Here is a 23,183-nt window from a genome sequence, read left to right as displayed (position 1 = left end):
TCTCTGTTCGGTGATCGAACACTTAGTCGATTATCGGATTGTTACGCCCCGTCCCCAGGCATAACCTCAGCCTCAACGCCGTCCCGCAACAGGTCGGCAACCGAGTCTGAACCTGGAGCATCCGATGGCTGCGATTCTTTCCCTCCACGAGGCCGTGAAGCAATTCGTCAACGATGGCGACACCGTTGCGCTTGAAGGCTTCACCCACCTGATTCCTACGGCGGCGGGCCACGAGCTCATTCGCCAGAAGAAGAAGAATCTGACGCTGGTGCGCATGACCCCTGATTTGATTTATGACCAACTGATCGGCGCAGGTTGTGCGAAGCGGCTGATTTTCTCGTGGGGCGGCAATCCGGGCGTTGGCTCCCTGCACCGGCTTCGCGATGCCGTCGAACGGCAATGGCCGCAACCTCTGGAGATCGAAGAGCACAGCCATGCCGACCTCGCCAATGCCTATGTGGCGGGCGCATCCGGCCTGCCATTTGCGGTGTTGCGCGCTTACGCCGGTTCCGACCTGCCGAAGGTCAACCCGTTGATCAAATCGGTGACCTGCCCGTTCACGGGAGAAGTGTTGGCGGCCGTGCCGGCGGTGCGCCCCGACGTCACGGTTATCCACGCTCAGAAAGCTGACCGCAAAGGCAACGTGCTGCTGTGGGGCATCCTGGGTGTGCAGAAAGAAGCGGCGCTTGCGGCCAAACGCTGCATCGTCACCGTCGAGGAGATTGTCGACGACCTCAAGGCGCCGATGAACGCCTGCGTGTTGCCTACCTGGGCATTGAGCGCAGTTTGCGTTGTGCCGGGTGGCGCGCACCCTTCCTATGCGCACGGCTACTACGAGCGCGACAACCGTTTCTATCAGGCCTGGGATGCCATCGCCCGTGATCGCGAGGCGTTTACCGCCTGGATCGATCGCCACATCCATGGCACCCGTGATTTCAGTGAGTTCAAGAACACGCTGGCCCACGCAGCGGAGGCTGACCAATGAACTATTCCACCAGCGAAATGATGACCGTTGCCGCTGCGCGTCGATTGAACAATGGCGCGGTGTGCTTCGTCGGCATCGGCCTGCCCTCGAAAGCGGCCAATCTGGCGCGCCTTACGTCGTCGCCCGACGTGGTGCTCATTTATGAATCCGGGCCCATCGGCGCCAAGCCCGACGTGCTGCCTCTGTCCATCGGTGACGGGGAACTGGCGGAAACCGCGGACACTGTGGTGTCCACCAGCGAGATCTTCCGTTACTGGCTGCAGGGCGGGCGTGTTGATGTCGGGTTTCTCGGCGCGGCTCAGGTCGACCGTTTCGGCAATATCAACACGACGGTGGTTGGCGATTACCATGCGCCGAAAGTGCGCCTGCCGGGGGCCGGGGGCGCGCCGGAAATCGCCGGATCGGCCAAAGAAGTGCTGATCATCCTGAAGCAGTCCCCCCGGACCTTCGTCGACAAGCTCGACTTCCTGACGTCGGTTGGCCACGGCGAAGGCGGCGATTCGCGCAAGCGCCTTGGCCTGCCGGGCGCCGGGCCGGTCGGCATTATCACTGACCTGTGCATCATGGAGCCGGAAGAGGGCACTCACGAGTTCGTGGTAACCACCTTGCACCCGGGCGTGACCCGCGAGCAGGTGATCGCGGCCACCGGGTGGAACGTGCGTTTTGCCGACAACGTCGTGTGCTCCGACCTGCCCACCGAGTATGAACTGACGGCGCTGCGTGACCTGGAAGCGCGCACCGCTGCCGCCCATGGCCAGGCGCCAGGAGAAGCATGATGCGTGACGTATTTATCTGCGACGCGATTCGCACCCCCATCGGCCGTTTCGGCGGCGCCTTGGCGACGGTTCGGGCTGATGATCTGGCGGCGCTGCCCATCAAGGCTTTGATGCAGCGCAACCCGTCGGTCCACTGGGATGACCTGGATGAAGTATTCATGGGCTGTGCCAATCAGGCCGGTGAAGATAACCGCAACGTCGCCCGTATGGCGGCGCTGTTGGCAGGGTTGCCGCCTAGTGTGCCGGGCGTGACCCTGAATCGCTTGTGCGCTTCTGGCCTGGACGCGGTGGGTTCGGCGTTCCGCGCCATTGCCTGCGGCGAGATGGAGCTGGCCATCGCCGGCGGCGTCGAATCCATGTCACGCGCACCGTTCGTGATGGGCAAGGCCGACAGCGCGTTCGGCCGAGGACAGAAACTGGAAGACACCACCCTGGGCTGGCGTTTCGTCAATCCGCAGATGAAAGAACAATACGGCGTGGAAAGCATGCCGCAGACCGGCGACAACGTGGCTGAAGATTTCGGCATCTCGCGAGAGGATCAGGACGCGTTTGCCCTGCGCAGCCAGCAGCGCACGGCAGCGGCTCAGGCCTCAGGTTTCTTCGCCGAGGAAATCGTGCCCGTGCGCATCGCCCACAAGAAAGGCGAGACCGTCGTTGATACCGACGAGCACCCACGTGCCGACACCAGCCTTGAGGTGCTCGGCAAGCTCAAGCCGGTCAACGGGGCTGGTAAAACCGTGACGGCAGGCAATGCAGCGGGACTGAACGACGGCGCGGCGGCGATGATTCTGGCGTCCGCCGAAGCGGTGAAGAAACACGGCCTGACCCCACGCGCCCGCGTGCTGGGCATGGCCAGTGCTGGCGTGGAGCCGCGCGTCATGGGCATCGGTCCCGTCCCGGCGGTGCGCAAACTGGTTGAGCGGCTGGGCCTGGCGATCAATGATTTCGATGTCATCGAACTCAATGAAGCGTTCGCCAGTCAGGGCCTGGCGGTTCTGCGCGAGCTGGGCATTGCCGACGACTCGCCCAAGGTCAACCCGAACGGCGGGTCGATATCGCTGGGTCATCCGCTGGGTATGAGCGGCGCGCGGTTGGTGCTGACGGCGCTGCATCAACTGGAGAAAACCGGCGGCAGCAAAGCACTGGCGACAATGTGCGTCGGTGTGGGGCAGGGGCTGGCCCTGGCGATAGCGCGCTAAACCAGATCCTGGCAATTCAACCACCCGGGTCATCAGTTGCCTCCACGAATGGGCAACTTGATGGCTTGGGTGGTTGTCCTTGTGATGTCGAAACGTTCCTGCTTAAGTCTAAATGTTGCAGGTTATGTCTTAGACTGGCTGACCTTACTTACACCTGGGGAAATAATAATGACAACGACTCACTACACCGGAGAAGAACGGCGCAAGCGGATCTTCGCAATCGTGGGTGCCTCATCGGGCAACCTCGTCGAATGGTTCGACTTTTACGTTTATGCGTTCTGCGCCATCTATTTCGCCCCGGCGTTCTTTCCTTCCGATGATCCGACCGTGCAGTTGCTCAACACGGCGGGTGTGTTTGCCGCCGGCTTTTTGATGCGCCCGATTGGTGGCTGGCTGTTCGGCCGCGTCGCGGACAAGCACGGCCGCAAAAATTCGATGATGATTTCCGTGCTGATGATGTGTGCCGGTTCGCTGGTCATCGCCTGCCTGCCGACCTACGCATCGATTGGCGCCTGGGCGCCGTTTCTGTTGCTGATGGCGCGCCTGTTCCAAGGCCTGTCGGTGGGCGGCGAGTACGGCACGACTGCCACGTACATGAGCGAGGTCGCGTTGCGGGGGCAGCGCGGGTTTTTCGCTTCATTTCAGTACGTGACGCTGATTGGCGGCCAATTGTTGGCCGTACTGACCGTGGTCATCCTGCAGCAGTTTCTCAGCGCCGATGAGCTGAAAGCCTACGGCTGGCGGATTCCATTCGTGGTCGGAGCCGTGGCGGCGGTGATTTCGCTGGTCCTGCGCCGGTCGTTGAAAGAAACCACCACGGCCGAAGTGCGTCAGAATAAGGATGCCGGCAGCGTGTCTGCGTTGTTTCGCGATCACAAGGCAGCATTCATCACCGTGTTGGGCTACACCGCCGGCGGCTCGCTAATTTTTTACACGTTCACCACGTACATGCAGAAATACCTGGTCAACACCGTGCACATGGACGCCAAGGTCGCGAGTTACATCATGACCGGTGCGCTGTTCCTCTACATGTGCATGCAACCGGTGTTCGGCATGCTCGCCGACAAGATTGGTCGTCGCGCTTCAATGCTGTGGTTTGGCGGACTGGGCACGCTGTGCACGGTGCCGTTGCTGCTGACGTTGAAAACCACCACCAGTCCAATCATCGCCTTTGTGCTCATCACCCTGGCGCTGGCCATCGTCAGTTTCTACACCTCGATCAGCGGCCTGGTGAAAGCCGAGATGTTCCCGGTCCAGGTCCGTGCGCTGGGCGTCGGCCTGGCCTATGCGGTGGCCAACGCGATCTTCGGCGGCTCGGCTGAATACGTCGCTCTGGGTCTAAAAAACATGGGCATGGAAAACACGTTCTATTGGTACGTCACCGCGATGATGGCCATTGCTTTCTTGTTCAGCCTGCGACTGCCGAAGAAGCCGGCGTATCTGCACGAGGATCACTGATCCTGTCGCGCGTGCCCGGGCGGGGCACGCGCTGTCCATGTTCATCACACTGATTCCACATGCTTGACGGAGAGGGACATTGCCATGGCGTTCATAGCACTTGAAGACGGTGAGCTGCATTATCAAATGGAGGGCGCTGCGGATGCGCCTGTGCTGGTGCTGTCCAGCTCGCTGGGCACCGACCTGCATATGTGGGACTCGCAGGTTGCGGCGCTGAGCAAATCATTCCGGGTGCTGCGTTACGACACCCGTGGGCATGGTCAATCCCTCGTCACGCAGGGCCCGTACACCATCGAACAACTGGGACGTGATGTGCTGGCGCTGTTGGATGCGCTGAAGATCGACCGCGCGCACTTTTGCGGTCTGTCCATGGGCGGCCTGATCGGTCAGTGGCTGGGCATCCATGCGGGCGATCGGCTGCACAAGCTGATTCTGTGCAACACCGCAGCGAAGATCGGCGATCAGGCAATGTGGGCACCGCGTCTTGAGCTGATAGAGAAGGGCGGGGCGCAGGCCATGAAAGAGCTGGCCGAGGGCGCAGCAGGCCGTTGGTTTACACCTGAATTTGCCCAGAAACACCCGGATCAAGTCTGCGCCGTGACCGACGTGCTGGCCGCGACTTCGCCGCTGGGCTATGCCGCTTGCTGCGCCGCCGTCCGGGATGCCGACCTGCGCAAGGCAGTCAGCTCGATCAATGTCCCTACCCTGATCATTTGCGCCAGTCACGATACGGTGACCACTGTGGCAGACGGGCATTTTTTGCAGAACCACATCTACGGCAGCCAGCTTTCGGACTACTACGCGGCGCACCTCTCCAGCGCTGAACTGGGCGAAGTATTTGCCCTACGCGTCACGGACTTCCTGCTGGGATAACCATGGCCTGCGAGGGCAGCCGGTAACGCAACGGTAGTCGTCGCGGTTCTCATGGCTTTTTGGCAGGCAAAAAAAACCCACCAATTGGTGGGTTTTTTCATGGGCGTTGAATCAGAACAATCGGGTGGATGGCACATCACCCGCCGTCGGCTGGCGTTCGCCAGTCGGGGTCTGTTCGTACCAGCCGCCACCCAGCGCGCGGTACAGATTGACCTCGCTGTTGAGCTGCGACAGGCGATCGGTGATCAACGACTGCTGCGCGCTGAACAACTGACGCTGGGCGTCGAGGAAGGTCAGGTTGCTGTCGATCCCGATGCGATAGCGACGCTCGGCCAGACGGTAGTAATCCTGGTTGGCGTTGACGAAATCCGTCTGCGCCTTGAGCTGATCGGTGAACGTCTTGCGTGCGGCCAGGCCGTCGGACACTTCCTGGAACGCGGTCTGAATCGCCTTCTCGTAGTTGGCGACGCCGATGTCTTTCTGGATCTTCGAGTAGTCGAGGCTTGCGCGCAGACTGCCCGCGTTGAAGATCGGCAGATTGATCGTCGGTTCAAACAACCACGTGCCCGAACCGCCCTTGAACAGCCCGCTCAAATCGCCGCTCGCGGTACCCGCACTGGCGGTAAGGCTGATGCTGGGGAAGAACGCGGCGCGTGCGGCGCCGATGTTGGCGTTGGCCGCTTTCAGGCTGTATTCGGCCTGAAGAATATCCGGACGACGCTGGAGCAGTTCCGAAGGCAGGCCCGCTGGCATTTCGTTGAGCATGTCAGCGCTCAACGGCTTTGACGCCGGCAGGTTGGCCGGCAAGCTGGTGCCCAGCAGCAGCACCAGGTTGTTCTCGTCCTGTGCGACCAGTCGCTGATACTGAGCCAGTTTGACGCGGGCGCTCTCGACGGAGGTGCGCGACTGCGCCAGATCCAGCGCCGACGCCACGCCCACTTCGTTGCTGCGCGAGGTCAGACGCAGGCTTTCCTCGAACGCCCCGAGGGTGTCCTGGGTCAGCTTCAGCAGTTCTTTGTCCGCTTCCCACGTCAGATAGGCGTTGGCAACGTTGGCCACCAGACTGATCTGCGTACTGCGACGGCCTTCTTCACCGGCGAAGTAGGTCTGCAGCGCCTGCTCGCTCAGGCTGCGCACCCGGCCGAACAGATCCAGCTCATAGGAACTGATGCCCAGACCCACCGAATACTGACTGGTGATACCGGATTGGCCCGTTTGCGAAAGATCGCCCGGTACGCGCTGACGGGTGCCAGTGCCGGAGGCTGCCACACCGGGAAACAGGTCCGCACGCTGAATGCGGTACTGCGCGCGGTAGGCGTCGATGTTCAGGGCTGCAACGCGCAGGTCACGGTTGTTTTGCAGCGACGTCTGAATCAGTTGCTGCAGCGCCGGGTCATGGAAAAACTGACGCCAGCCTTGTTCGGCCGCCGCCTGGTTTGCCGCCTGGGCCGGCGCGTAGGCCGGACCTTGCGGAAACTGAGCCGGCACCGGCGCGGCGGGCTGATTGTATTCGGGGATCAACGAGCAGCCGCCGAGAATGAACGCGGTGACCGCCAGCGAGATCAGGGACTTGCTCATTGGCCAGCCTCATCGTGTGGAGTGTGTTTCTGTTTGCCCTTGAACAGCGAGGATATCGAAACGAAGAACAAAGGTACCCAGAAGATCGCGAGAATAACGGCAGTGATCATACCGCCGATCACGCCCGTACCGATCGAATGCTGGCTACCTGCACCGGCGCCCGAGGAAATCGCCAGCGGGACCACACCGAGGATGAACGCCATGGACGTCATCACGATGGGCCGCAGACGCATCCGGCACGCTTCGATGGTCGCGTCGACGATGCCTTTGCCCTGCTCGTGCAGCTCCTTGGCAAACTCGACGATCAGAATGGCGTTTTTCGCCGCCAGACCCACCGTCACCAAGAGACCCACCTGGAAGAACACGTCGTTGGACAGGCCACGCAAGCTCGTCGCGATCAGCGCACCGATAACCCCAAGCGGGATCACCAGCAACACCGCGATCGGAATCGACCAGCTTTCGTACAACGCCGCCAGACACAGGAACACGATCAGAATGGACAACGCGTACAGGGCAGGTGCCTGGGAACCCGACAGACGCTCTTCATAAGACAGACCCGTCCAGGAAAGGCCAACGCCGGCTGGCAGCTTCTTGGCCAATTGCTCGACCTCGGCCATTGCCTCACCGGTGCTGTAGCCCGGCGCCGGCGTCCCGAGCACTTCTTCTGCCGGTACACCGTTGTAACGCGACAGCTTCGGCGAACCAAACACCCACTCCCCGGTGGCGAATGAGGCGAACGGCACCATCTCGCCGGCGCTGTTGCGCACGTACCACTTCTTCAGGTCTTCGGGCTTCATCCGCGCGCTGGCATCGCCCTGGACGTACACCTTCTTGACCCGACCGCGGTCGATGAAGTCGTTGACGTAGTTGCCACCCATCGCGATGGACAGCGTGGTGTTGATGTCCGACAAGCTCAGGCCCAGCGCCTGCGCACGTTCGTCGTCGATGACCAGTTGATACTGCGGCTCATCGTTCAGACCGTTCGGGCGCACACCGGCCAGAATCTTGCTCTGTGCCGCCATGCCCAGCAGTTGGTTACGCGCTTCCATCAGTTTGGCGTGACCCACGCCGCCCTGATCCTGCAGATAAACGTCGAAACCGGTGGCGTTACCCAGCTCCAATACCGCAGGCGGTACGACAGCAAAGGTCATTGCATCGCGGAAGCCGAAGAAATGCTGCTGCGCGCGTTTGGCCAGCTCGAACACACTGTTGGACGCGTCACGATCGCCCCAGGGTTTAAGCATGATGAACGCCAGACCGGAACTCTGACCGCGACCGGCGAAGTTGAAGCCGTTGACGGTAAACACCGAATTCACTGCGCCGGATTCTTCTTCCAGCAGGTACTTACGCATGTTGTCGATGACGGTTTGCGTACGTTCTGCTGAAGAGCCCGGTGGTGTCTGCACCTGGGCGAAAATAACGCCCTGGTCTTCTTCCGGCAGGAAAGCACTCGGAATGCGGGTAAACATCCAGATGGTGCCGCAAACGATCAGCGCGTAAACGATGAAGGCCGGAATCTTGTGCTTGAGCATGTTGCCGACGCCGCGCTCGTAGCTCACTACGCTGCGGTCGAAGGTACGGTTGAACCAGCCAAAGAATCCACGTTTCGGCTGCCCGTGCTTCTCGTGATCGATTGGCTTGAGCAGGGTGGAGCACAACGCCGGCGTGAAGATCAGCGCGACCAGTACCGAGAGCGCCATCGCCGAAACGATGGTGATCGAGAACTGCCGGTAGATCACACCCGTGGAGCCACCAAAGAACGCCATCGGCAACAGAACCGCACACAACACGAGCGCGATGCCCACCAATGCGCCCTGAATCTGCTCCATGGATTTGATCGTGGCGTCTCGCGGCGACAGTTTGTCCTCCGCCATGACTCGCTCGACGTTCTCCACCACAACGATGGCATCGTCCACCAGCAAGCCGATGGCCAGGATCACCCCGAACATGGTCAGCGTGTTGATGGTGAAGCCGGCGGCGGCGAGGATCCCGAACGTGCCGAGCAATACCACTGGCACGGTCATCGTGGTGATGATCGTGGCGCGGAAGTTTTGCAGGAACAGGTACATCACCAGGAACACCAGGATGATCGCTTCACCCAGGGTGTGAACAACCCCGGTGATGGATTCCTGAACGACCGGTGTGGTGTCGTACGGGTAAACCACTTTCATGCCCGGCGGGAAGAAAGGTTCCAGCTGGGAAATCGTGGCGCGGATCGCCTTGGCGGTGTCCAGCGCGTTGGCGCCGGTTGCCAGCTTGATCGCCAGGCCCGAAGCCGGCTTGCCGTTGAACTGCGCGTCAATGCTGTAGTTCTCGCCGCCCAGACCGACTTTGGCAACGTCTTTGAGGCGAACCTGGGAACCGTCTGGATTGACCTTCAGCAGAATGTTGCCGAACTGCTCGGCAGTCTGCAGACGGGTTTTACCAATGATCGTGGCGTTCAGCTGCTGGCCCTTGAGCGCAGGCAGGCCGCCAATCTGGCCGGAAGACACCTGAACGTTCTGGGCGGTGATGGCCGTCTTGACGTCGACCGGCGTCAGCTGAAAGTTGTTCAGCTTGGCCGGGTCGAGCCAGATACGCATGGCGTACTGAGCACCGAACACCTGAAAGTCGCCCACACCGGAGGTACGGGAGATCGGATCCTGCATGTTCGACACGATGTAGTTGGACAAGTCTTCCTTGCCCATGCTGCCGTCTTCGGACACCAGACCGACGACCATCAGGAAGTTCTTAACGGCCTTGGTCACGCGGATACCCTGTTGCTGCACTTCTTGCGGCAGCAGCGGGGTGGCCAGGTTGAGCTTGTTCTGCACCTGAACCTGCGCGATGTCCGGGTTGGTACCCTGGTTGAACGTCGCGGTGATGGTCATGCTGCCGTCGGAGTTACTTTCCGATGACACATAACGCAGGTTGTCGATGCCGTTGAGCTGCTGCTCGATCACCTGAACGACGGTGTCCTGCACGGTTTGCGCGTTGGCGCCCGGGTAGGTTACGGCGATTGCAATGGCCGGTGGTGCAATGGCCGGGTATTGGTTGATCGGTAGCTTGAGGATCGACAGCGTCCCCACCAGCATGATCACGAGGGCGATTACCCACGCGAAAATCGGCCGGTCGATAAAAAATTTCGACATGAATTACTCCCCTTTGCTGCCTGCGGCTTTATCAGTTGCCGGGGCAGGTGCCGGGTTAGCTGCATTGACGTTGGTGGCTTCGGCCACTTTCACTTGCGCGCCTGGCTTGACGTATTGCAGCCCTTCGGTAATCACGCGATCACCGGCGTTCAGGCCTTTCTCGACCAGCCAGTCGCTGCCGATGGTGCGGTTGGCAACCAGAGTGCGGGTCTCAACCTTGTTGTCGGCGTTGACCACCAGGGCGGTCGGGGTGCCTTTGAGGTCACGGGTGATGCCTTGCTGCGGCACCAGAATCGCGTTCTCTGCCACGCCCGATTGCAGTCGTGCGTGCACGAACATGCCCGGCAGCAGCGTGTGATCAGGGTTCGGGAACACGGCGCGCAGGGTCACGGAGCCAGTGGTCTGGTCGACCGAGACTTCGGAAAACTCAAGCTTGCCTTCGATCGGGTACAGACTGCCGTCTTCCAGCACCAGCTTGACCTTGGCGGCGTTGTCGCCGGCTTTCTGCAGCTTGCCGCTTTCCAGCTCACGACGCAGCTTGAGCATTTCGGCCGAAGACTGGATCACGTCGACGTAGATGGGGTCCAGTTGCTGAATGGTGGCCATTGCATCGGCCTGACCATTGCTGACCAACGCGCCTTCCGTTACCAGCGAACGACCAATGCGGCCGGAGATCGGCGCATAGACCTTGGTGTAACGCAGGTTGATTTCCGCAGTTTGCACAGCAGCCTTCGCTTCGCGAGCCGAACCCACCGCCGTGTCGTATTCCTGACGGCTGACGGCTTGCTCGTTGATCAGCTGCTTGTAGCGGCCGGCGAGCGAGTTGGAAGATTCGAAGGTCGCTTTGGCGCTGTCCAGAGTGGCCTGGTAAACGGCCGGATCGATCTGGTAGAGCTGCTGACCGGCTTTGACGTCTGCGCCTTCGGTGAACAGCCGCTTGAGAATGATGCCGTTCACTTGCGGACGCACTTCGGCGATACGGAACGCGGTGGTCCGGCCGGGAAGTTCAGAGGTCAGGGTGTACGCCTGGGTTTTCAGAGTAACGACGCCGACCTGAGGGGGCGGTGGTGCTGGAGCCGCTTCTTCCTTCTTGCTGCATCCGGAGAGCAGCGTTGCCAGGGCGACGGCAGTGACCAGTACGGTAACAGCTGGCTTGAATTGCATGAAGATCCTCGGGTCAGGAGCCTGAACTCATGAAAAGTTGAAAGGGACGGGAAAGTGTTCCTGCTGGATAAGTAGCATGCTAATGAATATACTTACATTCACGGTTGTTTGTAAACACCCACGAGTGCGACACTCCAACGCACCGAGGGTATCGATTGTAGGTCCGGGACAAGGCATTACAAAGGCCGCCCGACGTGCTGTACAGGCCACTCGACCAGAGTGCCTGAGGCATTTTCATAGAGGTTTTTACTGCCATGGTCCGACGCACGAAAGAAGAAGCTCAGGAAACGCGCAAGCAGATCCTCGAAGCTGCCGAGCAGGCTTTCTACGATCGAGGGGTTTCCCGCACGACGCTGGCGGACATCGCGACCCTGGCGGGCGTGACTCGCGGCGCGATCTATTGGCATTTCAGCAATAAGGCCGACTTGGTCCAGGCGATGCTCGACAGCCTGCATGAGCCCCTTGAAGAAATGGCCAAGGCAAGCGAAAGCGAAGACGAAGTGGACCCACTGGGATGGACGCGCAAGCTTCTCACCCATTTGTTTCAACAAGTTGCCAGCGACCCCAAAACCCGCCGCATCAACGAAATTCTCTTTCATAAATTCGAATTCACCGACGAAATGTGTGACATGCGGCAACAGCGGCAATTTGTCTGGCTCGACGCCAACGAGCGAATTGCCTTGGCGCTGGGCAATGCTTCCCGTCAAGGACAGCTCCCCGCTGACCTGAACCCTCAACGCGCCGCGATCTGCCTGCACGCTTACATACACGGCATCCTTGGCCAATGGCTGCTCGTACCGGAAAGCTTCTCGCTGCAAGACGACGCAGAGCGCCTGGTCGACGGCATTCTCGACATGCTGCGCTTCAGCCCGGCGTTACGCGATCCCGGCGCTGTTAAAACGGCCAGCTAAGTGGCGCTTGGCCTGTATCTATACCGCGCCTGACCCTCACTGAACAGGCGCTTTACCTTCGCTTTACCCGGTTTGCCGGGTCATTCAGCGACCATTCAGGCCTGCTGCCCCATCGAAGCGCCGAATACTTCCCTATTGCAATCCCCCGACTACGCTTGCCCCATCACCAAGAAACTGGGGGGCGAAGCAATGGCAGTCGTGTCAATGAGCGCGTGCAGAAAACTCCTGATTGGCGCACTTGCAGCTCTGTGCGTCGGGCAAGGATGGGCTGCAGGCGATGAGCTTCAGGAAGCCGCAGCGGCCAGGGCGCTGCTGGAAAAGGCTGTTGCCCGATATCGCGTTCAGAGCGACAAGGCGCTGGCCGAGTTCAGCCGTCAGGGCGAGTTTGTCGACGGCGAGCGTTATGTCTTTGTCGTCGATACCAAGGGCATCATGCTCGCCAGCGGCGGACCGTCGGTGGCGTTGATCGGCCGTGACGTGTCGTCGGTGCTGGACCCGGAGCTGCAAAAAAACTTGAGACAGGTGCTGCAAACACCCGAAGACGCCGGCATCCAGCAGGCCGAATACCGCTGGCAGAACTGGCGCGACGGCAAAGTCGAGCGCAAGCGAGTGTATTTTCAGCGTATCGGCGATCGTGTCCTAGCCGTCGGTTACTACTTGCCCCGCGCCTCGCCGGAGCAGGCGAGGGCATTGCTCGACAGAGCGTCCAAGGCGCTTGAACAGGATAAGGACGGCACCCTTCGCGCGATCAACGACCTCAAGGGTGGGTTTTTGCAAGACGATCTGTATGTCTTCGTGGTGAACGTGAACACCAAGCGCTACGTCGCCCACGGCACTAGCTTGAGGCTGGTGAATACCGATTTCAGCAAGGTCAGGGACCCGGAAGGCAAGCCGGTCGGCATCCCGATGCTTGATCTGGTCAAGCAACAGCCCGAAGGCGAGTACGAATACCGCTGGCGCAACCCGGTCACCAGCAAGATCGAACACAAGCACGCTTACGTGCGCAAAGTCGGTGACTGCCTGGTGGCGGTGGGTTTCTACAGCGGCTGACCGCCGCGCCGGACGGGATTACCGATCCTTGTCGTCCCGCCCCCGCAGCAGGTGGTTGGGCATCGCCAGCGCTGCCGACAGCCCCAGCAGTGACACGGCCGCGCTGCCCATCAACAAGTGCTGAAAGGTCATTGACAGCTGCCCGCGCAGCAGTTCAAGCGCCGGGCCGCTGGCGGCATGCAGGCTGTCCATCAGCAGATTCCCCGAGCCTTCGCCGGGAATCGCGCTGCCGCCGACCTGGGCAATGCCGGAACCGGCGAGCATGGCCAGCAGCAGGGCCGACATCGTTGCCACGCCGACCGCACCGCCCAGGGAGCGGAACAAGTTCGTGGTGCTGGTTGCCACGCCCATGTCTTTTACGTCCACCGAGTTCTGCGTCCCTACCAGCGAGGTCGGGAACTGCATCCCGCTGGCAATGCCCGTGAGGACCATGAACACGCTCGTCAGAATGCCCGACTGCGGCGGCGTGAGCGCAATGCCGAGAATCGCCAGTGGCATCAGGGCGGCGCCGGTGAGGATGATGGGTTTGTAGCGCCCCGTGAGCGAGGTGCGCCGGCCACCGAAATACGCGCCGATGGGCATGCCGATGGCCAGCGGCATCAGGTGCAACGCCGCGCTGTCGGCGCCTCCACCGGTCACGGTCTGAAAGCGCAGCGGCAGCAGCACGATGAGCGAAATGGCCTGAAAGCTGGTGAAGAAAATGGTGCACCAACAGAGCACGGCGCTGCGGTTGGCGAACAGGTGCATAGGCAACAACGGCTCGCGGGTGCGGCGCTCATACAGCACAAAGATCACCAGCGCCAGGAGGGCCACGGATAATTGCATGACCACCGATTCATCGCGCCAGCTGCGGCCCTGACCGATCTCGGTGATGCCCAGCAGTAAGGCGGTCAAGCCGATGATCATTAACACCGTGCCCAGGTAGTCGATCACCGGTTTGCGCTGGGGAATCGGCAGGCCGACCAGTGTCTTGCGCGCGACCCACCACGCCGCCAGCCCCAGCGGCAGGTTGATGATGAAGACCCAGCGCCACGACAGATATTCGGTCATGAAGCCGCCGAGCACTGGCCCGGCCACGCTGGCCGCCGCGTACATCCCGCTAAAGTAGCCTTGATAACGGCCACGCTCGCGGGGCGGGACGATGTCGCCGATGATCGCCTGGCTCACTGAGACCATGCCGCCGGCGCCGATGCCCTGGAGCAGCCGTGCCAACACCAGTTGTTCCATGCTCTGGGCCATGGCGCAGAACAGCGAGGCGAGGGTAAAGGTCGCCAGTCCGAACAGCATCAGCCGACGCCGGCCGTACAAGTCCCCCAGTTTGCCGTAAATGGGCACGGCCACGGTAAGCGCGACCATGTAGGCCGAGATGACCCAGGCGAGCAAATCGAAGTCCTGGAATTGAGCAGAGATGGCCGGCATCGAGACCGCGACAATGGTCTGATCTAGCGCGCTGAGGAAAACGGCCATCATCAGCGCGAAAAGAATGCTGCGGATATCCGGACGGGGTTGATTGAGGCTCGTCACAGAGGGGACTCGACTGGCAGATTGACCTGCTGAACACGCGCAGGAATATGGGCCGAGTCTAGTCCGTTAGCTTGCTAATCGATAGCAGGCTGTGAAGATTCACGCGTTACGTTGACGAGCGTGTGCCGTCAGCGAAGTGCGCTGAATGTCGCATCGGTCGGGACGCAATGCCCCATGGTGCAGGCCACCGCCATGCGGGGCGCCTGTCGCATCTGTTCGATTCGGTAGGCACCTGCGGCATACAGGCTCAACACGCCGACGACGGCGACGACGTAAACGCATTGTCTTTTTATTGTGGTTCTCATGACACTTGCCTCGATCCGGTAGGACAGCTGATTCAGAGCGGACACTGTCAGTGTAGGTCGCTATTGGCCGTCACACCGGGCGAGGGGGATTGAATGTTTTTATCAGGCGGCCCGTTGAAGTAGAGCCGGCATTCGCTGTTCAGCCGATGCGGCGTTCTGCGGCCTGCGTTGACAGCCATTCCAGCAGATCAGGGAGCGACGCAGATGCCTCGGCTCGCTTGGGATGAACGAAGTAATACGCGGCGCCTGTTCGCACTTTCAGCTCAAAGGGCATGACCAGGCGCCCCGCGCTCAGGTCCTGACCGATCAGCGACCAATCGCCCATGGCCACGCCGGAGCCCTGTGACGCGACGGTCATCGCCAGGTCCATCGTGTCGAAGTGCTGGCCCTGCTCGACACGACTTGGCTTCGCACCAGCGGCCTTCAGCCACAGCGTCCAGTCCCGCCCATCGAGGCTGGGGTGCAGCAACATATGCTGATCGAGATCGGCGGGATCAGCGAGCGGGTGACTGGACAGCAGCGCCGGCGAGCACACCGGGGTCAGTTGTTCATCGAACAGAGGTTGTACGTGGTTGGCATCACCCGGGTGCGGGCCGAACACCACGGCGGCGTCAAAATCTTCCTGACGGAAATCCACGGTGTGGGCGCTCGTCGTGGTCAGCTGCACCGGCACGTCAGGCCGCTGTTTGTGCCACTGCATCAAGCGCGGCAACAACCAACGGCTGATGCAGGTCGGCGCCTTGATCTGCAGCGCCCTCGGTTTGGCATCGACCCGATCCACCGCCTCTTCGATCAGGCCGAACACCTGCTCGATGCGCGGCAACAGTTCCCGGCCCTGCTGTGTCAGGCTCAAGCCTCGCGCCTGACGATTGAACAGCCGATAACCCAGATGAGCTTCCAGCCCTGAAATCTGCCGGCTAACCGCGCCCTGAGTGATGTGCAGCGCCTCGGCCGCCCGGGTGAAATTGCAGCACCTGCCCGTGATCAGGAAGGTGTGCAGCGCGGGGAGGGGCGGAAGACGTTTCATTCGGCAGGCCAGCCATGAGCTTAAGACATGGCTAAGCATGACATTTTTTGCGTTGTGGCCGATACGGCGCTGCGGTTTCAATGCTCGCTTATCATGCCTCGCCCATCGCGATCCGGTTCTGGCAGGCTCATAAAGAGGACGGACACATGGCGACGTGCGGGGAAGTGCTGGTCAAGTTGCTTGAAGGCTATGGGGTCGAGCGGGTGTTTGGCATTCCAGGCGTACACACCGTCGAGCTCTACCGAGGGCTGGCGGGTTCGACTATCTCCCACATTACCCCGCGGCATGAGCAAGGCGCAGGCTTCATGGCCGATGGTTATGCGCGTACCCGCGGCAAGCCCGGTGTGTGCTTCATCATCACCGGGCCCGGCATGACCAACATCGCCACGGCGATGGGCCAGGCTTACGCGGACTCAATCCCGATGCTGGTGATTTCCAGCGTGCAGTCGCGCAGTCAATTGGGCGGCGGCCGCGGCAAGCTGCACGAACTGCCGTCCCAGAGCGCGCTGGTGGCGGGCGTCGCGGCGTTCTCCCACACCTTGATGTCTGCGGCTGAGTTGCCCTCGGTGCTGGCCCGCGCTTTTGCGGTATTCCACGCGGCTCGCCCGCGCCCCGTGCACATCGAGATTCCGCTGGACGTGCTGGTGGAAAACGCTGATGCCCTGCTGAACTGCCTGCCGGTGTCGGTGACACGCGCAGGGCCGGCGGCCGCCGCGATCAGGCAGATGGCGAATCTGTTGGCCAAGGCCCAACGGCCGCTGATCCTGGCGGGAGGCGGTGCCATTGACGCCGCGCCGGCTCTGACGCGTCTGGCGGAACGGCTGGCCGCCCCGGTCGCGCTGACCATCAACGCCAAAGGCATGCTGCCGAGTGCCCACCCGCTGTTGATAGGCTCGACGCAGTCGCTCGATGCAACGCGTGACGTGATTGAAAGCGCTGACGTGGTACTGGCGATCGGCACGGAGCTGGCGGAAACCGATTACGACATTACCTTCCAGGGACACTTCAAGATCCCGGGCACGTTGCTGCGCATCGACATCGACCCTGATCAGACCGTGCGCAATTATGCGCCGACGGTCGCGCTGGTCTCAGACGCCGAGTGCGCTGCCGAGGCGTTGGTGGAAGCGATGGCCAGTGAGTTGCTGGCCCCGCGCAACGCGGATTGGGGGCCTGCGCGGGTTGCCGCACTCAGGGCGGATATTGAGGCAGGTTGGGACGACGTGACCCGTGCGCAGACGCTGTTCTTGCAGACGGTGCTCGATGCGCTGCCGCACGCCGTGATCGTGGGGGACTCCACCCAGCCCGTGTACACCGGCAACCTGACCCTCGACCTCGACGGGCCCCGGCGCTGGTTTAACTCATCGACCGGTTACGGAACCCTCGGCTACGCCTTGCCCGCCGCCGTGGGCGCATGGCTCGGCAGCCGCGACGCTGGAGAATCGCATCCGGTGGTGTGCCTGATTGGCGATGGCGGCTTGCAGTTCACCTTGCCTGAGCTGGCGAGTGCCGTGGAGGCCCGAACGCCGATTGTCGTGTTGCTGTGGAATAACCAGGGCTACGAGGAGATCAAGAAGTACATGGTCAACCGCGCCATCGAGCCCATCGGCGTGGACATTTACACGCCAGATTTCAGGGGCGTGGCCAACGCACTGGGATGTGCGGCGGAGGCGGCCGGCAGCGTTGAGCAGTTGCAAGCGGCACTGAGTTCAGCCAGCCGGCGCGAGGGGCCAACCTTGATCGAGATTGACCAGGGTCGCTGGATGAGCAGCTGTGGCTGACGTTTCAGACCGGCAGACCAAGACCGAGGGTCGCTTCGGCTGCGCGAGTGATCGTCGCAGCTTCACACCGTACTGCGCAGGCGCGCCAGGTCCCGCAGCGGCGGCGCGCCGAACAGCCGACTGTATTCGCGGCTGAACTGCGAAGCGCTTTCGTAGCCCACCCGGTAACCGGCCGCCGACGCCTCGAGGCCGTCCGCCAGCATTAAGCGTCGCGCCTCCTGCAGGCGCAGTTGCTTCTGGTATTGGAGCGGGCTCATGGCGGTGACGGCCTTGAAGCGATGGTGCAGCGTCGACACGCTCAGGTTGACCTCTTTGGCCAGGTCTTCGATCCGCAAGGGCTGCTGGAAATGATCGTTGAGCCATTTGATCGCTTGGGTCACGCGGTGGGTCTGGCAATTGGAGATGGCGATTTCATACAGCCGGTGACCTTCACTCCCACGCAGCAGGCGGTACAGAATCTCCCGGTTGATCAGCGGTGCGAGCATGGGGATGTCTTTCGGCGTGTCCAGTAGGCGGATCAGACGGATGACGGCGTCCAGCAATTGCGCGTCGATCCGCTCAACGTACATGCCGCGCCCGCTGTGGCTGCCCTGGCGCATCGGCACGCTCATGGGCCCGGCTTCAGCGATCAGTGCGTTGATTTCCACCGGATCGATTTCCAGGCGCAAGGCCAGGTGCGGCTCTTCCGGCGTCGCGTGGATCACCTTGCCACTGATGGGCAACGCCACCGACAGCACCAGGTAATTGAGCGGGTCGTAGGTGTAGAGCTCGCCGCCGAGTGTCACGTCCTTGCGGCCCTGCGCCATGATGCACAGCGCCGGTTGTACCAGCCCCGGCACCGATTGCGACGGATGATCGTGGCGAACCATGAACAGCGGTTTGATTACCGTCTGGAAACTGCCATCGGCGGGGGCATGACGGCGGATGAGTTCCGCCAGTTCGGCGCGCTGTTGCGTCATCGGTGCGTTCAGCTCGGCAACGGGTCGAGCGTCCGGTGCGGACGGCGCAAGAGCGGTGAGCGACATGGGGAACTCCTTTGGCAGGGTATTGATGCAGCACAGCTTATTTTTGGGCAAGCGCAAGCGGTAGGCGAATTCTGCCGGATGATTGCCTGATCCTGTTACCGGTGTGTATCGGCCCCTTGGACGTGGCCTGCCCGCCGGGGATGGTTGCTTGAAAGTCCATGCATCCGGCGCTGCGCAGCGCCCAGAGCGTGACGCACGATGAGCCTGTCGGCGCAGAATCAGGCAATAACTGCGCAGTAATTGGCTACCGCAGCGGGCGCGGCTGCTCCTAACCTTAACGCCCAGCCGCCGCCTGTTTCACGCACAACAGATTCTGGATCGCGGCCCGCACGCAAAAGAGAAGGAGCGCAGACCATGCTAGATACGTCAGTCGTGAGCCATTGGGTATCCGTTCGCGCCCGCGCCGGACACAGCGTCCAGGTGGGTGCCCGCCTGAGCAGCCTGATCAACCCGTCCGCCGCGGCACCGGGTTGTCTGCACTTCGCGCTGCAGAGATCCCTGACGGACGAAAACGTGTGGGTCATGACCGGTTCGTGGGCTGATCCCAGCGCGATGAACGACTGGTTCGCTGCGCCTGAGCTGAACCTGTTTTCCGAACTGCTGAGCGAGTCGCTGGTGGTGAGCCTGGATTTTCAGACCTATGCCACGGTGACCCCGGCTCAGGCGCAGACGGCTTATGTCGCTGCGGACGTCCGTCTGGCCGGGTGACGGGGTGATGTACGGTTTCGCGCTAGCGCCGCCGACAAGCAGAACAAAAGTCTTGCCGAGGCGAATCCCTCTCCGTTTAAAATCCTGCCTTTATTTCCAGGCAGGGCGTCGAAACATGGCACGCAGAGAATTCCAGCATCACGAAGCCGTATCGGCTGCTGTCCCGGGCGAAGGCGGCTACAGCGCAGCCATCGCCGTCAAAGAGCGGGTCATGGGCGGTGCGCCGACTTTCCACCGCGTGCTCGCGGAACAGAAATTCCCCACGGCGCTCGCCGCTGACGACGCCGCCGTGAAAGAGCTGGAGCGGCTCGCCGATGTGACGCAGGAAGGCGAGCTGGTCTTCGCTCAGGAATGATCAGGCCTTTGGCCGATACATTTTGAAGAGTGATTCCGCGCTCAGCTGGAAATAGTCAGCCGGGCCGCCGCCGCGCAGGATCGGCTCTCCGGCGGCGGTGTCATACACCCCTTCCTTCAGCAGCCGCTTGGCGATATGCACCGCCACCACTTCCCCCAGAATCAGCCAGCTCGGCACGACTTCCTTGTCGGCGCGTTGCAGTTGAATGATCTGGGTCACCTTGCATTCGAACGAAACCGGCGTCTCCTTGACCCTCGGCACTGAAACGATGCGCGAGGGTTCAGCCGTCAGGCCTGCCAGCTCGAACTCACTCACGTCCGCCGGCACCGGCGCGCAACTCATGTTCATCTGCTCGGCCAGGCTGCGCGTGGCGAGGTTCCAGACGAATTCGCCGGTCTGTTCGATGTTGTTCAGGCTGTCTTTGCGGCCGATGCTGCAGAAGCCGATGATCGGCGGCACATAGTTGAAGGCGTTGAAAAAGCTGTAGGGCGCCAGGTTCAGTTTGCCCTCTGCGTCGTGGGACGAGATCCAGCCGATCGGGCGGGGGCCGACGATGGCGTTGAACGGGTCGTGCGGCAGGCCATGACCCTTGGAGGGTTCATAAAAATGAATATCGTCTGACATGGTGTGTTCCTGAATGGGAGGGGCCGGATGGCGGCCACGCAGTGCGCGTGCACCGAAAGCAGGTCGCCATAGTGCAAGGCATTGCATGAGGATTCCAGCCGCTGGCGAATGCCGGGCAAAAAAAAGCCCGACAAGCGTCGGGCTACAAAGGGAGTTCAGGAGGTGGAACGTGAAGCGGTAAACAAGACGCCGGTGTCGCTTAGCTTGTGCGGTTGGCACCGACATGGTCAGCGCCATCAGCGGCAAGGCGGTTGGCGCCGACATGGTCAGCGCCATCAGCGGCCTGACGATTTGCACCTACGCGGCCAGCACCGTCAGCGGCAAGGCGGTTGGCGCCAACATGATCAGAGCCATCGGAAGCCTGACGATAGGAGCCGGTGTGCGAGGCGTTGGTGTGGGATGAACCGCCTTCCGCTACAACCATGCCGTTAAGTGCCGAGTGCTGTTCGGCAACAGGCAGAGCGAATGCGCTCGATGCCAGAATGGACAGACTTAGACCAAAAATAATATTTGAAGTTTTCATGAGTGTTGCTCCAGTAAGTTCAATAATTTTTCAACTTGGGAATGGAGCCAATGTTACGCGCGTGCAGATTAAGTTGAAGTTAAGGCTGTTGCTAACGACCATTGCCAAAAATGATAGTTGGCGGAGATGCCCGGTTTTAAGGCGCTGCAGAGAAATGTGCGCTCGTATGGCGCAATTTTCGCCATTTCAGCTGTAATGACGTATTGACTAATTTGAATTCTTATGAATCTTCGCGTATGAGGCGCGAGGGGTTGAGGCCCGGTGGCCATCAGCAGGGTGCGATAAACCGGTGTTTGTGCACATGGCAATTTGTCGAACGACCCGGGAATACAGGGCCTGCGGATATGAATGGAGCTGAAAAAATTAAGCCCGGCACGGGGCCGGGCTGAGAGAACGTCAGGGTGATTCAGCTTAGGCGATTTGCACCAACATGGTCGGCACCGTCGGCAGCAAGGCGATTTGCGCCTACGTGGTCAGCACCGTCAGCAGCGAGGCGATTTGCACCTACGTGGTCAGCACCGTCAGCAGCGAGGCGATTTGCACCAACATGGTCAGCACCGTCGGCAGCAAGGCGGTTGGCACCTACGTGGTCAGCGCCATCAGCAGCGAGGCGGTTGGCACCAACGTGGTCAGAACCGTCAGCTGCCACGCGGTTGGCACCGACGCGGTCAGCGCCATCAGCAGCGAGGCGATTGGCGCCTACGTGGTCCGAACCATCAGCGGCCTGGCGATTGGCACCTACACGGTCGGCACCGTCGGCGGCGAGGCGGTTGGCGCCTACATGGTCAGAACCGTCAGCAGCGACGCGACCGATGTTAGTGTGAGATGAGCCGTTTTCTGCAACTACCGCAGCGTTAACGGCGTGATGCGCATCCACTGCAGGAAGTGCAAAGGCGCTGCTTGCAAGAAGAGAGAAAGCGAGGCCGAAGATCAGTTTGTTAGTTTTCATGGTAGTTGCTCCAGATCGACTTAATTAGTGGGTAACTCGGTATGGAGTGAACTCTACTCGCCTCAGAATTATTAAGAAGTCAATCACGTTGGTAGCGATCATCGCTGAAATTGATACTGCGAAAAGGAAGCGTTATTCATGCACTTAGCCGCGCCTGCGAATGCAAAAGGGCAGCTCATCCGAGTGAGCTGCCCTTGTTTTTGCCCTCTGTAGGCTGATCGACGCTGCTCCGCAGCTCCGTTCAGGTCAGTCGGTTTCGATCCGCGAGTGCTTGCGGGTGTCCTTCATGAACACATACACCAGCAATGACACTGCGATGCAGGCGGTGACGTACCAGTAGTAACCGGTCTCCATGCCAATACTCTTGAACCACAACGCGATGTACTCGGCAGTGCCGCCGAAGATCGACACGGTGAGTGCGTAGGGCAAGCCAACGCCCAGCGCGCGGATCTCGGTGGGAAACAGTTCGGCTTTCACCACGGCGTTGATCGACGTGTAGCCGCTGACGATGATCAGCGCGGCCATGATGAGGAAGAACGCGCCCCACCAGCTCTGGATGGTGTGCAGGGTGGTGAGGATCGGCACGGTACACAAGGTGCCCAGCACGCCGAAGGCAATCAGGATCGGGCGGCGGCCGATCTTGTCTGACAGCGCGCCGATTACCGGTTGCAGCAGCATGAACAGGAACAGCGTGGCGGCAGAAATCGTTGTCGAATCGGTGATGCTCATGCCCACCGTGTTCACCAGGTACTTCTGCATGTAGGTCGTGTATGTATAGAAGGCCAGCGTGCCGCCCATGGTCAGGCCCACGACGGTCATCAGCTCCTTTGGATGGCGCATCAATGTACGCATCAGGCTTTCTTTGGGCTTGTCCTTCTTGCGGGTGAATGACTCGGTCTCTTCCATTCCGCGACGCAGGAACAGCGCTACCACCGCGCACAGCGCGCCGATCGCGAACGGGATGCGCCAGCCCCATGCGTGCAATTGCTCAGTGGTCAGCGTCTGCTGCAGCACGATCAACACCGCCAGCGCGATGAGTTGGCCCGAGATCAGGGTCACGTACTGGAAGCTTGAGAAGAAGCCCCGGCGTTCTTTGGTCGCCATCTCGCTGAGGTAGGTGGCCGAGGTGCCGTATTCACCACCCACCGACAGGCCCTGCAACAGGCGGGCGAACACCAGCATGATGGGAGCGCCAACGCCGATGGTTTCATAGCCGGGCGTGAGGGCGATGATCAGCGAA

21 protein-coding genes are annotated in these 23,183 nt (G+C 61.0%); 10 read left to right on the top strand and 11 right to left on the bottom strand.

All coding sequences use genetic code 11. The features are described 5' to 3' along the window. Window positions 1–124 precede the first annotated feature (124 nt). The 5 genes from VF672_RS23965 (at window position 125) to pcaD (ending at window position 5,291) form a co-directional block, all read left to right on the top strand. Entirely contained in the window at window positions 125–985 is an 861-nt protein-coding gene (locus tag VF672_RS23965; RefSeq protein WP_331107622.1) for a CoA transferase subunit A, read from the top strand. Further along, a complete protein-coding gene (locus VF672_RS23960) occupies window positions 982–1,761 on the top strand; it encodes a CoA-transferase subunit beta (RefSeq protein WP_331107620.1) in 780 nt (259 codons plus the stop codon). Before VF672_RS23965 ends, VF672_RS23960 begins: the two co-directional genes overlap by 4 nt. Continuing rightward, entirely contained in the window at window positions 1,758–2,960 is a 1,203-nt protein-coding gene (gene pcaF, locus VF672_RS23955; RefSeq protein ID WP_331107618.1) for a 3-oxoadipyl-CoA thiolase, read from the top strand. The genes VF672_RS23960 and pcaF overlap by 4 nt, the downstream gene beginning before the upstream one ends. Before the next feature lie 168 nt (window positions 2,961–3,128). Beyond that, a complete protein-coding gene (locus VF672_RS23950; protein WP_065992283.1) occupies window positions 3,129–4,418 on the top strand; it encodes an MFS family transporter in 1,290 nt (429 codons plus the stop codon). 84 nt (window positions 4,419–4,502) lie between these two features. Further along, complete coding sequence (gene pcaD, locus VF672_RS23945) at window positions 4,503–5,291, top strand: 3-oxoadipate enol-lactonase (RefSeq protein WP_331107615.1); 789 nt, start codon at window positions 4,503–4,505, stop codon at window positions 5,289–5,291. Window positions 5,292–5,402: 111 nt separating this feature from the next. Here pcaD and VF672_RS23940 read toward each other — a convergent pair whose 3' ends face one another. The 3 genes from VF672_RS23940 to VF672_RS23930 are packed head-to-tail and all read right to left on the bottom strand — an operon-like array spanning window position 5,403 to window position 11,164. Further along, on the bottom strand, window positions 5,403–6,869 hold the full coding sequence (locus VF672_RS23940) for an AdeC/AdeK/OprM family multidrug efflux complex outer membrane factor (RefSeq protein WP_331107613.1): 1,467 nt from the start codon (window positions 6,867–6,869) through the stop codon (window positions 5,403–5,405). Then, a complete protein-coding gene (locus VF672_RS23935) occupies window positions 6,866–10,000 on the bottom strand; it encodes an efflux RND transporter permease subunit (protein WP_331107611.1) in 3,135 nt (1,044 codons plus the stop codon). The genes VF672_RS23940 and VF672_RS23935 overlap by 4 nt, the downstream gene beginning before the upstream one ends. A gap of 3 nt (window positions 10,001–10,003) precedes the next feature. Further along, entirely contained in the window at window positions 10,004–11,164 is a 1,161-nt protein-coding gene (locus tag VF672_RS23930; protein WP_331107609.1) for an efflux RND transporter periplasmic adaptor subunit, read from the bottom strand. Between the two features lie 254 nt (window positions 11,165–11,418). Between VF672_RS23930 and VF672_RS23925 the strand changes: the two genes are divergently transcribed. Together VF672_RS23925 and VF672_RS23920 are read left to right on the top strand one after the other, a co-directional pair. After that, window positions 11,419–12,075 carry a TetR family transcriptional regulator gene (locus tag VF672_RS23925; RefSeq protein WP_331107606.1) on the top strand — a complete coding sequence of 219 codons (657 nt, stop codon included), beginning with the start codon at window positions 11,419–11,421 and terminating at the stop codon, window positions 12,073–12,075. Between the two features lie 204 nt (window positions 12,076–12,279). Then, a complete protein-coding gene (locus tag VF672_RS23920) occupies window positions 12,280–13,125 on the top strand; it encodes a cache domain-containing protein (protein ID WP_331107604.1) in 846 nt (281 codons plus the stop codon). An 18-nt stretch (window positions 13,126–13,143) separates the two neighbouring features. Here VF672_RS23920 and VF672_RS23915 read toward each other — a convergent pair whose 3' ends face one another. The 3 genes from VF672_RS23915 to VF672_RS23905 all read right to left on the bottom strand — a co-directional run bounded on the left by VF672_RS23915 (window position 13,144) and on the right by VF672_RS23905 (window position 15,981). Next, window positions 13,144–14,649: an MDR family MFS transporter gene (locus VF672_RS23915; RefSeq protein WP_331107602.1), complete on the bottom strand. Its 1,506-nt coding sequence runs from the start codon at window positions 14,647–14,649 to the stop codon at window positions 13,144–13,146. A gap of 128 nt (window positions 14,650–14,777) precedes the next feature. Then, entirely contained in the window at window positions 14,778–14,954 is a 177-nt protein-coding gene (locus tag VF672_RS23910; protein ID WP_331107600.1) for a hypothetical protein, read from the bottom strand. 139 nt (window positions 14,955–15,093) lie between these two features. Next, window positions 15,094–15,981: a LysR substrate-binding domain-containing protein gene (locus VF672_RS23905; RefSeq protein WP_331107598.1), complete on the bottom strand. Its 888-nt coding sequence runs from the start codon at window positions 15,979–15,981 to the stop codon at window positions 15,094–15,096. A 146-nt stretch (window positions 15,982–16,127) separates the two neighbouring features. Between VF672_RS23905 and VF672_RS23900 the strand changes: the two genes are divergently transcribed. Beyond that, window positions 16,128–17,759, top strand: a complete 1,632-nt coding sequence (locus tag VF672_RS23900; protein WP_331107710.1) for a 5-guanidino-2-oxopentanoate decarboxylase — start codon at window positions 16,128–16,130, stop codon at window positions 17,757–17,759. Window positions 17,760–17,821: 62 nt separating this feature from the next. Here the strand turns inward: VF672_RS23900 and VF672_RS23895 are convergent, their stop codons facing one another. Further along, on the bottom strand, window positions 17,822–18,784 hold the full coding sequence (locus tag VF672_RS23895; protein ID WP_331107596.1) for an AraC family transcriptional regulator: 963 nt from the start codon (window positions 18,782–18,784) through the stop codon (window positions 17,822–17,824). A 354-nt stretch (window positions 18,785–19,138) separates the two neighbouring features. Here VF672_RS23895 and VF672_RS23890 point away from each other — a divergent pair, with 354 nt between their 5' ends. Further along, window positions 19,139–19,492, top strand: coding sequence for an antibiotic biosynthesis monooxygenase family protein (locus tag VF672_RS23890; RefSeq protein ID WP_331107593.1), 354 nt, complete (start codon window positions 19,139–19,141; stop codon window positions 19,490–19,492). Between the two features lie 115 nt (window positions 19,493–19,607). Continuing rightward, window positions 19,608–19,847, top strand: a complete 240-nt coding sequence (locus tag VF672_RS23885) for a hypothetical protein (RefSeq protein ID WP_331107591.1) — start codon at window positions 19,608–19,610, stop codon at window positions 19,845–19,847. Here the strand turns inward: VF672_RS23885 and VF672_RS23880 are convergent, their stop codons facing one another. From VF672_RS23880 to VF672_RS23865, 4 genes are all read right to left on the bottom strand, one after another. Continuing rightward, the gene (locus VF672_RS23880; protein WP_331107589.1) at window positions 19,848–20,471 is read right to left on the bottom strand and encodes a flavin reductase family protein; all 624 of its coding nucleotides are present in this window, start codon (window positions 20,469–20,471) and stop codon (window positions 19,848–19,850) included. Window positions 20,472–20,670: 199 nt separating this feature from the next. Next, window positions 20,671–20,994, bottom strand: coding sequence for a hypothetical protein (locus VF672_RS23875; protein ID WP_331107587.1), 324 nt, complete (start codon window positions 20,992–20,994; stop codon window positions 20,671–20,673). Window positions 20,995–21,400: 406 nt separating this feature from the next. Continuing rightward, window positions 21,401–21,808, bottom strand: a complete 408-nt coding sequence (locus VF672_RS24740; RefSeq protein WP_414705655.1) for a phage infection protein — start codon at window positions 21,806–21,808, stop codon at window positions 21,401–21,403. A gap of 381 nt (window positions 21,809–22,189) precedes the next feature. Continuing rightward, a partial coding sequence (locus tag VF672_RS23865) for an MFS transporter (protein WP_331107585.1) occupies window positions 22,190–23,183 on the bottom strand: 994 nt, incomplete at its 5' end.

Source organism: Pseudomonas sp. (assembly GCF_036387035.1).
GTDB lineage: Bacteria > Pseudomonadota > Gammaproteobacteria > Pseudomonadales > Pseudomonadaceae > Aquipseudomonas.
This window is presented reverse-complemented; position numbering and strand designations above follow the sequence as displayed.